Annotated in this window: 10 protein-coding genes; 7 read left to right on the top strand and 3 right to left on the bottom strand. The window is 69.6% G+C overall.

What is annotated here, in order from left to right; genetic code table 11:
• The first annotated feature begins 42 nt into the window (after nucleotides 1-42).
• From EHO50_RS07645 to EHO50_RS07630, 4 genes are read left to right on the top strand one after another with little or no spacing between them, the layout of a single operon-like run.
• Nucleotides 43-966, top strand: a complete 924-nt coding sequence (locus EHO50_RS07645; RefSeq protein WP_128429099.1) for a branched-chain amino acid ABC transporter permease — start codon at nucleotides 43-45, stop codon at nucleotides 964-966.
• The gene (locus EHO50_RS07640) at nucleotides 963-2,333 is read left to right on the top strand and encodes a branched-chain amino acid ABC transporter permease (RefSeq protein ID WP_128429098.1); all 1,371 of its coding nucleotides are present in this window, start codon (nucleotides 963-965) and stop codon (nucleotides 2,331-2,333) included. The genes EHO50_RS07645 and EHO50_RS07640 overlap by 4 nt, the downstream gene beginning before the upstream one ends.
• Nucleotides 2,333-3,247, top strand: coding sequence for an ABC transporter ATP-binding protein (locus tag EHO50_RS07635; RefSeq protein WP_128429097.1), 915 nt, complete (start codon nucleotides 2,333-2,335; stop codon nucleotides 3,245-3,247). The genes EHO50_RS07640 and EHO50_RS07635 overlap by 1 nt, the downstream gene beginning before the upstream one ends.
• Nucleotides 3,248-3,261: 14 nt before the next feature.
• Nucleotides 3,262-4,014: an ABC transporter ATP-binding protein gene (locus EHO50_RS07630; protein WP_246101069.1), complete on the top strand. Its 753-nt coding sequence runs from the start codon at nucleotides 3,262-3,264 to the stop codon at nucleotides 4,012-4,014.
• Between the two features lie 80 nt (nucleotides 4,015-4,094).
• On the opposite strand, the gene EHO50_RS07625 is transcribed toward EHO50_RS07630, so the two are convergent.
• Together EHO50_RS07625 and EHO50_RS07620 are read right to left on the bottom strand one after the other, a co-directional pair.
• On the bottom strand, nucleotides 4,095-4,583 hold the full coding sequence (locus tag EHO50_RS07625; RefSeq protein WP_128429095.1) for a hotdog fold thioesterase: 489 nt from the start codon (nucleotides 4,581-4,583) through the stop codon (nucleotides 4,095-4,097).
• 54 nt (nucleotides 4,584-4,637) lie between these two features.
• Complete coding sequence (locus tag EHO50_RS07620) at nucleotides 4,638-6,917, bottom strand: FdhF/YdeP family oxidoreductase (RefSeq protein WP_128429094.1); 2,280 nt, start codon at nucleotides 6,915-6,917, stop codon at nucleotides 4,638-4,640.
• Between the two features lie 391 nt (nucleotides 6,918-7,308).
• Here EHO50_RS07620 and polA point away from each other — a divergent pair, with 391 nt between their 5' ends.
• Nucleotides 7,309-10,035 (top strand): DNA polymerase I, encoded by a 2,727-nt coding sequence (gene polA / locus EHO50_RS07615; protein ID WP_128429093.1) that lies wholly within the window; start codon nucleotides 7,309-7,311, stop codon nucleotides 10,033-10,035.
• A gap of 490 nt (nucleotides 10,036-10,525) precedes the next feature.
• Here the strand turns inward: polA and EHO50_RS07610 are convergent, their stop codons facing one another.
• Complete coding sequence (locus tag EHO50_RS07610) at nucleotides 10,526-11,386, bottom strand: DUF4184 family protein (protein WP_128429092.1); 861 nt, start codon at nucleotides 11,384-11,386, stop codon at nucleotides 10,526-10,528.
• Nucleotides 11,387-11,777: 391 nt separating this feature from the next.
• Here EHO50_RS07610 and EHO50_RS07605 point away from each other — a divergent pair, with 391 nt between their 5' ends.
• Nucleotides 11,778-13,538 carry a lytic transglycosylase domain-containing protein gene (locus EHO50_RS07605; protein WP_128429091.1) on the top strand — a complete coding sequence of 587 codons (1,761 nt, stop codon included), beginning with the start codon at nucleotides 11,778-11,780 and terminating at the stop codon, nucleotides 13,536-13,538.
• A 176-nt stretch (nucleotides 13,539-13,714) separates the two neighbouring features.
• Nucleotides 13,715-13,849, top strand: a complete 135-nt coding sequence (locus tag EHO50_RS07600; RefSeq protein WP_128429264.1) for an SPW_0924 family protein — start codon at nucleotides 13,715-13,717, stop codon at nucleotides 13,847-13,849.
• The last annotated feature ends 1 nt before the right edge of the window (nucleotide 13,850 follow it).

Genomic DNA, 13,850 nt, shown 5'->3' with positions numbered 1-13,850 from the left:
TGAGTCCGGCGGCTTGCCTGGTTCCTACAGGAAGTTCAACGCATGTCCCTTCAGGAGTTCTGGGACTATCTGGTCCTAGGGCTGATGCTCGGCTCGCTGTATGCCGTCATCGCCATCGGCTACACCCTTGTCTATGGTGTGCTGCAGCTCATCAACTTCGCGCACAGCGAGGTTTTCATGGTGGGTGCTTACGGCAGTCTCATTGTTCTCACCCTCGTTGATCCGGGGGCCAATCCGTCGATGCTGGCTTCGATCGGCTTTGTCGCTCTGGCCATGGCCGGGTCGGCATTGTTCGGTGGTGTGACGGCGTACGGACTCGAGAAGGTTGCGTACCGGCCGTTGCGCAGACGTGGTGCGCCTCGCCTGATCTTTCTGATCACCGCGATCGGTGCCTCGTTCTTCCTCTACAACCTGGCGGGCAAGCTTTTCGGCCGTGACCCGTCGACGCTGCCGGAGATGTACAAGAACGAAAACGTGTTCACCATCTTCGGGGCGGGGGTGAACATCACTCAGCTGCTGCAGTTCGCGACGGCTGTGGTCATGATGATCGCGCTCGACCTGCTGGTGAACCGTACGAAGCTCGGCAAGGGCATCCGCGCGGTGGCGCAGGATGCCGAGGTCGCGAGCCTGATGGGTGTGGACATCGACAAGGTGATCTCCCGCACCTTCATCATCGGTGGTGTGCTCGGTGGTGTGGCGGGCTTCCTGTTCGCCAACCTCAACCAGGTTTCGTACACGATGGGCTTCATACCCGGCATCACCGCCTTCGCGGCGGCGGTGGTGGGTGGTATCGGCAACATCCGCGGAGCGATGCTCGGTGGTGTGCTGATCGGAATCGTGGAGACGATGACGGTGCCGCTGCTCGGTGATGAGTGGCGAAGCGTTTCCGCAATGGTGGTACTGATTCTCGTGCTGATGTTCCGTCCGATGGGCATCCTCGGTGAGCGAGTGGGGAGGGCGGCATGAGTGCGGTCGAGACATCTCAGAATCTGACGCCGTCTCAGGCGGCGAAGCTGCGCCGTACGGCGTGGTACCGGCAGCCGCGGTTCTCCCGGCTGTGGGCGATGGTGGCGCTGGGTGTGCTGCTGGCCCTGGTGACGGGCGAGCAGGGCAACACCCGGGACATCTTCTACTCCCTCGAGACCACCTTCACGGGCGGCGGGCTGTGGGTCTGCCTGGCGCTGACCGTCGGTGTGTGGGTGCTGCGCGAGTTCGCGGGTGACGGGCTCAAGGGCCTTGCCGAGAAGGCGAAGCCGGGCACGGTCGCTCCGCTGGCCGCGGTGCGCGGCCGGTTCCAGGCCGACAAGCGGCTGCGCTGGGGCCTGATCGTTCTCGCCCTGGTGCTGGCCCTCGCGATCCCCTCCATGGTGGAGCGGTACTGGCAGACGGTGCTGGTCGATCAGATCGCCATCTTCGTGCTGCTGGCGATCGGCCTGAACGTGGTGATCGGCTGGGCGGGCCTGCTGGACCTCGGCTTCTTCGCCTTCTTCGCGGTGGGCGCGTACTCGACGGCGTTCTGGACCGGCCGGCTGCCGATCGAGCCTCCGGTGGTGCTGAACCCGTTCTGGGTGATCCCGATCGCCGTGGTCACCTGTCTGCTGACGGGTCTGCTGCTCGGTGCTCCGACGCTGCGCCTGCGCGGCGACTACCTGGCCATCGTCACGCTCGGCTTCCACGAGATCATCTACCTCGTGGCCAAGAACGCCGACGGCGTGACGGGCGGTCCGCAGGGCGCGCGGATGATCCCCGACTTCTCGATCGACTTCGCCGGGATCTCCTACAAGTGGTCGATCGATCCACTGCCTTACTGGTACCTGCTGGTCTTCTTCATCGTGATCGTGATCATCCTGTTCTCGCGCCTGGAGCACTCCAGGGTGGGCCGGGCGTGGACCGCGATCCGTGAGGACGAGATCGCGGCGGCGGCCAACGGTGTGGACACGGTCCGCTTCAAGCTGATGGCGTTCGCGATCGGCGCGTCGACGTCGGGTGTCGCGGGTGTGGTGTTCACCAGCAAGTACGGGTACATCAACCCCGAGGTCTTCCCGTTGCTCCAGTCCATCCTGGTGCTGGCGTACGTGATCTTCGGTGGCATGGGCTCGATTCCGGGTGTGCTGATCGGCGCCGCCGCCCTGGTGTGGCTGCCCGAGGCGCTGAAGGACTACGTGGACCCGTCCGACCGGTACATGTACCTGGGCGCACTGCTTGTGATCATGATGATTTACCGGCCGCAGGGCATCTGGCCTTCCCGACGGCGTCAGCGTGAGCTGAAGCTGGCCGAGCAAGGCATCGGTGACGCGGATGCGATGTCCGAGCCGGCGGGAGGCAAGTTCTGATGACCACCGATGTGACGAGTGAGTCGGCCGCCGTGGGCGGGCCCGCCTCCGACGACGCGGATCTGGTGCTCCAGACCTGGGATGTGACGCTGCGGTTCGGCGGTCTGACGTCCCTGGACCACGTCAATCTCCAGATGCGCCGGGGCGAGATCCTTGCGGTGATCGGCCCCAACGGTGCGGGGAAGACCTCCCTGTTCAACTCCCTGACGGGTGCGTACACCCCCCAGGAAGGGAAGATCGTCTTCCGTCCGAAGGACGGCGGCGAGAAGTCCCTGCTGGGCAGCAAGCCGCATATCGTCAACCGGCTGGGTCTGGCACGTACGTTCCAGAACATCCGGCTGTTCTCGGCGCTCACCGCGCTGGAGAACGTGAAGATCGCGGCGGAGACCCGGCTGAAGGCCGGCCCGGTCTCGATCATGCTGGGGCTGCCGAACGCTCGGAAGGCGGAGCGGCTCAGCGACGAGCGGGCGCACCGGCTGCTGAAGTTCGTGGGCCTGGAGGACAAGCTCAACGAGATCGCGGGCAGCCTGTCCTACGGTGACCAGCGCAGCCTGGAGATCGCGCGGGCGCTGGCCACGGATCCGCAGGTGCTGCTGCTGGACGAGCCCGCGGCGGGTACGAACCCGACGGAGAAGCTGGAGCTGGAGCAGCTGATCCGCCGTATCAACACCGAGCTGGGCGTGAGCGTGCTGCTGATCGAGCACGACATGCGTCTGGTGATGTCGGTGGCGGACCGGGTGATGGTGCTCAACTTCGGCAAGAAGATCGCCGAGGGCACGCCGAGCGAGGTGCAGCAGCACCCCGCCGTGATCGAGGCCTACCTCGGCTCCTCCGCGGAGGACGCGGCGGCGGTCCAGGAGGTCATCGCCGAGCACGAGCACGAGTCGGCGTCGGACACGGAGGACGGCCAGTGAGTACGACCACGGAGCTGAAGAAGGACCCGGGCGGAGACTCCGGCGGTACGGGCAGCCCGCTGCTGGAGCTGAAGGGCCTGCGGGTGTTCTACGGCGCCATCGAGGCGCTCAAGGGCATCGACCTGACGGTCGGCGAGGGCGAGATCGTGGCCCTGCTCGGCGGCAACGGCGCCGGCAAGACCACGACGCTGCGTACTGTCTCCGGCATGCTCCAGCCCCGCGAGGGCGAGGTCTGCCTGCGTGGGGAGCGTATCGACGGCATCAAGTCGCACGAGCTGGTGCAGTTCGGTATCGGGCATGTGCCCGAGGGCCGGCGGGTGTTCGCGACGATGTCGGTGCGCGAGAACCTGGAGATGGGTGCCTATCGCTTCAAGTCGGTGGACTCCGCCGACATTGATCGCGTGTTCACCCTGTTCCCGAGGCTTGCGGAGCGGCGTTCGCAGTACGCGGGCACGCTGTCCGGTGGTGAGCAGCAGATGCTCGCGATCGGGCGCGCTCTGATGGGCCGGCCGGAGCTGCTGCTGCTGGACGAGCCGTCGATGGGTCTCGCACCGCTGATCGTGCAGCAGATCTTCGAGATCATCCATGAGATCAACCAGCAGGGCACGACCGTGCTGCTGGTGGAGCAGAACGCGACCCAGGCGCTGGGGCTGGCGAATCGGGGTTATGTCCTCGAGACCGGCTCGGTGGCCATGTCGGGCGATGCGCAGGATCTGCTGGCCGACCCGCGTATTCGGGCGGCGTACCTCGGTGAGGGCGCGGCCTGAGCCTGACGCTCGGCTGTATGCGTTGCGGGGGCCGGGAGGACGAGTTCCTCCCGGCCCCCGCGTCGTGTTTGCGGCACCCGTCAGCCGTTGGTGCCCGGCTCGGGGAGCTGTGAGGGGGCGGCGTCCCGCAGCAGGCAGGTCAGCCGGGCGCTGCACACGCGCCGGCCCGCCTCGTCGCTGATGACGATCTCGTACGTCGCTGTCGAGCGGCCCCGGTGCAGGGGTGTGGCCACGCCGGTGACGAGGCCGGAGCGGACGCCGCGGTGGTGGGTGCAGTTGAGGTCGACGCCGACCGCGATCTTGGAGCTGCCGGCGTGCAGCATCGACCCGACCGACCCGAGCGTCTCGGCGAGCACTGCGGAGGCGCCGCCGTGCAGCAGGCCGTACGGCTGGGTGTTCCCCTCCACCGGCATGGTCCCGACGACCCGCTCGGCGGAGGCCTCCAGGATCTCGACGCCCATGCGCGTCCCGAGGTGTCCGGCGGAGAACAGGGCGGGCAGGTCGACGCCGAGCGCGGCGTACTCGTCTATGACCTCCTGCGGGAACGTCACGTGCTGCTGCTCGCCCATGGGTCCGGCTCCGTTCGTCGTGCTCAGTCGATAAAGGGTCGACTGAGCAAACGCTCAGTCGGTGGCCGATTGTTCCAGACGTACGACGACGGACTTGCTGGCCGGGGTGTTGCTGGTGTCCGCGGTGGCGTCCAGCGGCACGAGGACGTTGGTCTCCGGGTAGTAGGCGGCCGCGCAGCCCCGGGCCGTCGGGTAGTGCACCACCCGGAAACCGGGCGCCCGCCGCTCGACCCCGTCCTTCCACTCGCCGACGAGGTCGACGTACGAGCCGTCGGCGATGTTCAGCAGCTGGGCGTCCTCGGGGTTGATCATGACGACCCGGCGGCCGTTCTTGATGCCGCGGTAACGGTCGTCGAGGCCGTAGATCGTGGTGTTGTACTGGTCGTGCGAGCGCAGGGTCTGCAGCAGCAGCCGTCCCTCGGGCACCTTCGGGTACTCGACGGGTGCCGCCGTGAAGTTGGCCTTGCCCGTGGCCGTCGGGAAGCGGCGCTCGTCGCGCGGGGCGTGGGGCAGCGTGAAGCCGCCGGGGCGGGCCACGCGCGCGTTGAAGTCCTCGAAGCCGGGGATCACGCGGGCGATACGGTCCCGGATCGTCGCGTAGTCCTTCTCGAACTCCTCCCAGGGGGTGGAGCTGCCCTCGCCCAGCACGCGGCGTGCCAAGCGGCTGACGATGGCCGGCTCGGACAGCAGATGCGCGCTCGCGGGCTCCAGACGGCCGCGGGAGGCGTGCACCATGCCCATGGAGTCCTCGACCGTCACGAACTGCTCGCCGCTGCCCTGGAGGTCGCGCTCGGTGCGGCCGAGGGTGGGCAGGATCAGCGCGCGGGCGCCGGTGACGGCGTGGCTTCGGTTGAGCTTCGTCGACACGTGCACGGTCAGCCGGGCGCGCCGCATGGCGGCCTCGGTGACGTCGGTGTCCGGCGTCGCTGCCACGAAGTTGCCGCCCATGGCGAAGAAGACCTTCGCCTCGCCGTCACGCAGCGCGCGGATGGCGCGTACGACGTCGTAGCCGTGCTCGCGCGGTGGGGCGAAGCCGAACTCCTTCTCCAGGGCGTCCAGGAAGGCCGGGGCGGGCCGCTCGAAGATGCCCATCGTGCGGTCGCCCTGCACGTTCGAGTGACCGCGCACCGGGCACACGCCCGCGCCGGGGCGGCCGATGTTGCCGCGCAGCAGAAGGAAGTTGACCACTTCGCGGATGGTCGGCACGGAGTGCTTGTGCTGGGTGAGGCCCATGGCCCAGCAGACGATGGTGCGCTGTGAGGCAAGAACCATGTCCATGACCTGGTCGATGTCCGCGCGGGTGAGGCCGGTCGCCGTCAGCGTCTCGTCCCAGTCGGCGGCGCGGGCGGCCGCGGCGAACTCCTCGTAGCCGTGGGTGTGTTCGCGGACGAACTCCTCGTCGACGGCGCCCTGAGTCTCCAGGATCAGCTTGTTGAGGAGGCGGAAGAGGGCCTGGTCGCCGCCGATGCGGATCTGCAGGAACAGGTCGGTGAGGGCGGCACCCCTGAGCATGCCCTGGGGGGTCTGCGGGTTCTTGAACCGCTCCAGACCGGCCTCGGGCAGCGGATTGACGCTGACGATCTTCGCGCCGTTCTCCTTGGCCTTCTCCAGGGCGGAGAGCATGCGCGGGTGGTTCGTGCCCGGATTCTGCCCGGCGACGATGATCAGGTCGGCCTTGTAGAGGTCCTCGAGCAGGACGCTGCCCTTGCCGATGCCGATGGTCTCGGAGAGGGCCGACCCGGACGACTCGTGGCACATGTTGGAGCAGTCCGGCAGGTTGTTCGTGCCGAGTTCGCGCGCGAAGAGCTGGTAGAGGAACGCGGCCTCGTTGCTGGTGCGCCCGGAGGTGTAGAAGACGGCCTCGTCGGGGGAGCCGAGGGCGGTGATCTCATCGCCGATGATGTCGAAGGCGCGCTCCCAGGTCACCGGCTCGTAGTGCGTGCCCTCTTCGGGGAGGAACATGGGATGCGTCAGCCGCCCTTGCTGCCCCAGCCAGTAACCGCTTCTCGTCGCGAGATCGGCGACGGAGTGCGCGGCGAAGAACTCCGGGGTGACCCGGCGCAGGGTCGCCTCCTCGGCCACCGCCTTCGCACCGTTCTCACAGAACTCCGCCTTGTGCCGGTGATCCGGCTCCGGCCACGCACAGCCAGGGCAGTCGAACCCGTCCTTCTGGTTGACCCGCAGCAACGTCAGCGCGGTGCGCTTCACGCCCATCTGCTGCTGCGCGATGCGCAAGGTGTGCCCGATGGCCGGCAGCCCGGCCGCCGCGTGCTTCGGCTCGGCGACCTGCGGCGCGTCCTGAACCGGATCACCCTTGGGCGGCTTGGTGGCCATCGCGCACTCTCCCTGTCTTCATCGTCCACCGCGGGAACGCCGCCCGGCGCCGCGCCCGCGTCCTCGACACCGGCGCTCCTGCGGTTCACCGGCCGTGTACACGTGTGAGGTACATCTCCGATCCTCGCACGCGGGAGGGACAACTCGGGGGGCGGGCTTGGGGCGGGGTGGGAGGCGGGAGGCGGGGGAGGGTGCGTGGCTGGAGGGACGGCATCGGTGGCGGCGGGGTGGGTGAGCGGAGGCGGGAACAGAAGGGGAGTGGGGTGGGCGTGCGGAGGAGGTGACGCCCACCTCCGGTCGTCCCTGCCGCTGCCCGGCCGGGCCGGTCTGTCGGATGGCCGGTCCCCCCGATGGGGACCGACTGTCAGTGGGGCGTGGCAGGATCGGGGGCGTGGCAGAGACAGCATCGAAGCAGACCGAGACCAACCCCGGCGGCAGCCGGCCCCGCCTGATGCTCATGGACGGGCACTCGCTGGCCTACCGAGCGTTCTTCGCGCTGCCCGCGGAGAACTTCACGACCGCGACGGGCCAGCCGACGAACGCGATCTACGGCTTCGCGTCGATGCTGGCCAACACCCTGCGCGACGAGGCACCCACCCACTTCGCGGTGGCCTTCGACGTGTCCCGCAAGACCTGGCGCTCCGCGGAGTTCACGGAGTACAAGGCGAACCGCTCCAAGACCCCGGACGAGTTCAAGGGCCAGGTCGAGCTGATCGGCGAGCTGCTCGACGCGATGCACGTCTCGCGGTTCGCGGTCGACGGCTTCGAGGCCGACGACGTGATCGCCACACTCGCCACCCAGGCCGAGGCCGACGGCTTCGAGGTGCTGATCGTCACCGGCGACCGGGACTCCTTCCAGCTGGTCAGCGAGCACACCACGGTGCTGTACCCGACGAAGGGCGTCTCCGAGCTGACCCGCTTCACGCCGGAGAAGGTCTTCGAGAAGTACGGCTTGACGCCCGCCCAGTACCCCGACTTCGCGGCCCTGCGCGGCGACCCGTCCGACAACCTGCCGGGCATCCCCGGCGTCGGCGAGAAGACGGCCGCGAAGTGGATCAACCAGTTCGGGTCGTTCGCCGAGCTGGTCGAGCGCGTCGAGGAGGTCAAGGGCAAGGCCGGGCAGAACCTCCGCGACCACCTGGAGGCGGTCAAGCTCAACCGCCGGCTGACCGAGCTCGAGCGGCGCGTCGAGCTGCCCAAGACCGTCACCGACCTCGCGCGCGTGCCGTACGACCGCAAGGCCGTCGCGATGATTCTGGACACCCTGGAGATCCGTAACCCCTCCCTGCGCGAGCGGCTCTACGGCGTCGACCCCGGAGCCGAGGAGGCCGAGACCACGCCGATCACGACCGACGGCGTGCAGCTCGACGGCTCGGTGCTCGGCACCGGCGAGCTGGCCCCCTGGCTGGCCGAGCACGGCAGCGAGCTGCTCGGCGTGGCCACCGTCGACACCTGGGCGCTGGGCACCGGCTCGGTCGCCGAGGTCGCGCTCGCGGCAGGCGACGGCACGGCCGGCTGGTTCGATCCGTCGCAGCTGGACGAGGCCGACGAGAAGGCGTTCGCGGACTGGCTGGCCGACGCCGACAAGCCGAAGGTCTTCCACAACGCCAAGGGCGCGATGCGGGTCTTCGCCGAGCACGGCTGGAGCATCGAGGGCGTGCGCATGGACACCGCGCTCGCCGCCTACCTGGTCAAGCCGGGCCGTCGCTCCTTCGACCTGGACGCACTGTCCCTGGAGTACCTCCACCGCGAGCTGGCCCCCGCCGCCGCGGCCGACGGCCAGCTGGCCTTCGGCACCGACGACGGCGCCGAGGCCGAGGCCCTGATGATCCAGGCCCGCGCGGTCCTCGACCTGGGCGAGGCCTTCGACAGCCGCCTGGAGGAGGTCGGCGCCGCGGAACTCCTGCGTGACATGGAGCTGCCGACCTCCGCCCTGCTCGCCCGCATGGAGCGGCACGGCATCGCGGCCGACCGGGCGCACCTGGAGGCCATGGAGCAGATGTTCGCGGGCGCCGTGCAGCAGGCCGTGAAGGAAGCGCACGCGGCGGCCGGGCACGAGTTCAACCTGGGCTCGCCCAAGCAGCTCCAGGAAGTCCTCTTCGGCGAGCTCGCCCTGCCCAAGACGAAGAAGACGAAGACGGGCTACACGACGGACGCCGACGCCCTGGCCTGGCTCGCCACCCAGACCGACAACGAGCTGCCGGTCATCATGCTCCGCCACCGCGAGCAGGCGAAGTTGCGCGTCACCGTCGAGGGCCTGATCAAGACGATCGCGACGGACGGCCGTATCCACACGACGTTCAACCAGACGGTCGCGGCGACCGGCCGCCTCTCCTCCACGGACCCGAACCTGCAGAACATCCCGGTCCGCACGGACGAGGGCCGGGCGATCCGCCGGGGCTTCGTGGTCGGCGAGGGCTTCGAGTCCCTGATGACCGCGGACTACAGCCAGATCGAGCTGCGCGTGATGGCCCACCTGTCCGAGGACGAGGGCCTGATCGAGGCGTTCACCTCGGGCGAGGACCTGCACACCACGGCCGCCTCGCAGGTGTTCGCCGTGGAGCCTGCCGCGGTGGACGCGGAGATGCGCCGCAAGATCAAGGCCATGTCGTACGGCCTGGCGTACGGCCTGTCTGCCTTCGGCCTCTCGCAGCAGCTGAACATCGACGCGGGCGAGGCCCGTGCCCTGATGGACGCCTACTTCGAGCGCTTCGGCGGCGTACGGGACTACCTGCGCCGCGCGGTCGACGAGGCAAGGGCGACGGGCTACACGGCGACCCTCTTCGGCCGCCGCCGCTACCTCCCCGACCTCAACAGCGACAACCGCCAGCGTCGCGAGGCGGCCGAGCGCATGGCTCTCAACGCCCCCATCCAGGGCACGGCGGCGGACATCGTCAAGATCGCCATGCTCAACGTCGACCGGGCCCTGCGCGAGGCGAACCTCACCTCCCGCATGCTCCTCCAGGTCCACGACGAAATCGTCCTGGAAATCGCCCCCGGCGAACGCGAGGCCGCGGAAGAACTGGTCCGCCGGGAAATGTCCAACGCCGTCCACCTCAACGTCCCCCTGGGCGTCTCGGTGGGCGTGGGCCCCGACTGGGAGTCGGCAGCCCACTAGCCTCCGGCGGTACGGCCACGTCTGGATGCCGGGCCGGTTTTCCTACCGGCCCGGCATCCCATGGGCCTTTGAGCGGGCGGGACTGCACGCCCCTGAAAGGGGCGCGGGGAACTGCGCGACCAGCCACAATGAACCCGCAGACCCGAGAATCACCGCAACCCGGCAAACGCAGGGGATCTGGTCCCACCCCCGGAGGGACCCGTCACTCGCGTGGCCCCCGCAAAAGCGCCCCCACCGACCGGCGCCCGTAAGGATGCGGGCATGGGTATACGCACGCTCCACCGCCGGACGGCCCCGGCACCGGCGAACGTGAACAGCGAAGGCACCCCCTCCACGGCACCGCCCTCGGTCCCGCCCTCAGCCCCCGGCGCAAGCAGCGCCCGCATCCCCGCAGACCTGATGGAACCGCTGCGGCACAGGGCAACAACCCTCCGCAGCTACCTGGCCCTCGCCCTCACGCCGCCCCCACGGCCCCACCCCGCAGGGCCCGTCACCGAACCGCCGAACGGCTCGGCTCCCTCCCGGCCCCATCCGAACCCGCACTGCCAGGCCCCGGGACCGGACGCCACACCCTGACGCCCACGGCGTACAGCAGCAGCCCCAGGACGAGCCCCGCGCCCGCGCCGAAGCACAGGGTCGGAATCAGCTCCCAGTACTTCGCCGTCGAACCCCAATAGGCCCACCAGCGCGACGCCCGCTGCACCGCCGCCACCGCGGCGATCCCACCGATCACCACCCCGGCCAACCACCGGTCCCGTACCGAAAGCGCCGCAACCCCGACCGGCGCGGCCGCGGGTGTCCGCCGTAGCGCCACGAACACGAACGCGGCGATGACGACAGCGGCGAGAGCCGAACCGCCGTACTGCAGATACCAGTACAGCGGCGAGCCCGCGATCTCCTCGCCCAGGACGGGAAACAGCCGCATCCCCCAGCGGTCGAGATGCGTGAACGCGTCCCACACGACATGCGTCAGCGCACCGAGCACGGCCGAGACGTACCAGCGCACGGCCAGCGACGGCCGTACACGCGCGCGTGGCGCCCCGCAGCGCAACAGCGTGGCCACCCGCGCCTGTCGCCGCACCGGCAGCAGCGCCACCAGCGGTTCGCGCAGCAGCAGCCACAGGCCCACCAGCGCCCAGGCGATCACCACGTCGACGGTGAACACGCCCGCGAACGAGTGCGTGACATCGCCGAACTCCATCGCCCCCGACAGGACACTCGCCGCGTAGTAGGTCATGTCGGGCGCGAAGGAGCCCGCCACCAACACGGCCGGTACGAGCGGGCCGCGGCCGGTCCCGTCGGTGCGTACGGCGGGCAGTACGGCCGCCGCATGGCTCAGCGTGAACGGCAACGGGGCTCCTTGCGCGGGAGGTTGACGGGACCGGTCGGCCCCGGTCGTCGGCGAAGCCGGAGTCAGGGGCGTCCGACGGCCAGTATGCGGGACGTCCGACGGACGGTACGCGGGATGTTCGACGGGCCGTACGCGGGATGTCCGAGCGTAGACCGCACACGCCCAACTGGTAAAAAACGGGCGCCAACGGGTGCCCGTGCAAAGGAAGTTGTCGTAGGGTCGCCTGGGTCACCGCGCCGGGCCGCGCGGTCGAACACGCGAACAGCGCATGAAATCCTGCCGCGAGGGCAACTGTCGCGGCGAGTCGATCGTCACAACAGGGGCGGGCTCCGCATGGCGAGCCCGGCAGACGGAGACGGGCGCTCGGGCGTCCACGGGAGGGGTTCACTCTATGGCGGCGGAATTCGGCAGGCTGCGCAAGGGGGCGGTGAACACCACGGTGGCCGCGGTCGTGGTCGCGGCGCTCGCCGCGTCCCAGGCTCCGGGAGTGACGACCGACGACGCCGGCAGAAGAGTCACCACCGGAACCCAGCCCTCCGTGGACACGCCCGCCGAGGACAGCGCGACCGGCAACTCGCCGTACTACACGGACCTGCCGCCGCTCAACAGCCCCAACCCCTCACCCTCGCCCAGCACCCCCGTCACCCCGGGCGCCTCCGAGGCGGGCATCCCCGCGACCGTCCTCGACGCGTACAAGAAGGCCGCGACCGCGCTCCAGGAGGCCAAGCCCGGCTGCAACCTGGAATGGCAACTGCTCGCCGCCATCGGCAAGGTCGAGTCCGGCCAGGCCCGCGGCGGCCGCGTCGACGCCAACGGCACCACGCTCACCCCGATCCTCGGCCCGCAGCTCAACGGCAACGGCTTCGCGAGCATCAGCGACACCGACAACGGCGCCTACGACGGGGACAGCGCGTACGACCGTGCCGTCGGCCCCATGCAGTTCATCCCCTCCACCTGGGAGTGGGCCGGCCGCGACGGCAACGGCGACGGCAAGAGGGACCCCAACAACGTCTACGACGCCGCGCTCGCCGCCGGCCACTACCTGTGCCGCTTCGGCTGGGACCTGTCCACCCAGGGCGACCTCAGCAGCGCGATCCTCAGCTACAACAACTCGCAGGACTATCTGAACCTGGTCCTGAGGTGGCTGGAGTACTACCGCAAGGGCACCCACGAGATCCCGGACGGCACCGGCACCCTCCCGTCCGACCGCAGCGACGACAACGCCGGAGCCAGTCCCTCGCCGTCGCCCACACCGCCCAGGACGCCGACAACGCCCAGCACCCCCTCCAAGCCCGGCGGCAACGACGGCTCCACCAGCCCGAAGCCGACCCCGCCGGGCACGACCCCGCCGGGCACGACCCCGCCCGGCACGACGCCTCCCACCCCCACCGACACGGTGGACCACCTGGAGGACGCGGGCACCGCGAAGCTCACCGCGATGGCGGGCGACACCTTCACCGAGAAGATCAGCGCCCGCGCCGAGACCGAGGCCGGCAAGGGCGTCGCCAAGGTCAGGGTCCGCTTCACGATCGTCGGCCGGACCGACGCCACCTTCACCGGCGGCGAGAAGTACGCGGCCACCGTGACCAACAGTGCCGGTGAGGCGGTCGCGCCGGCGCTGCAGGCGGGCGACGACACGGGCGAGTTCGTCGTCCGCGCCACCCTCGTCGGCCGGTCGATCCCCGGCCTCGACTACACGGCCACCGTCACCGAGCGCGCCGCCGACACCCTGACCCGCACCAGCGACACCGCGCTGACCTGCACTCCGGGCGGCGAGTTCGCCGACCAGGTCGAGGTGAAGGCCACCTACAAGGGCGCCGTGGCGGACAAGGTCGCGGCCACCGCCACGCTCATCAAGTCGGCGGACGACCCGACCGAGAACGACAAGGGCCCCTACTTCAAGGACGCCGACGGCAAGGCCGTACGCACCCTGACCGGCCTGACCACGGACGCGAACGGCCTGCTCAAGCTGCCGAAGCTGTACGCCGACGACACCACGGGCACGTTCCTGCTCCGCATCAATACCGCGGGCGGCGCGACCCTGACCGTCGAGCTGAAGGTGGCGGCCGCCGAGACGTCACCCACCCCGACCCCCTCGGAGTCGGAGTCGGCGTCCGCATCGCCGTCGGCGTCGCCGAGTCCGAGCGCCTAGGCACCGCACGACCCCGACGAAGGGCGTCCTTCCGCTACGGCGGACAGGGCGCCCTTCGTGGCGTCCGCGCAACTCGTTCGCTGTGCAACGTGTTCTCATCTCACCCGCCCGTTGCTACGGTGCCCAAACTGACGATGTATCAGATGAATCAGTTCCGGGGGTTCCGGGAGGCCCGTATGCGCGCCCTGATCGCCGCCGCGACCGGTCTCGCCGTCGCGCTCGCCCTGGTCCTCGCCCTCACGGCCATGGGCGCACCGACCGGCAAGACGTCGCCCAAGCCGCTGCTGACGACGGTGCCCGCACACCCGTGAC

The organism is Streptomyces cyaneus, assembly GCF_004028635.1.
GTDB classification, from domain to species: Bacteria; Actinomycetota; Actinomycetes; order Streptomycetales; family Streptomycetaceae; genus Streptomyces; species Streptomyces cyaneus.
Note: the sequence above shows the minus strand (reverse complement) of the source record. Positions and strands in the feature narration are given on the sequence as shown.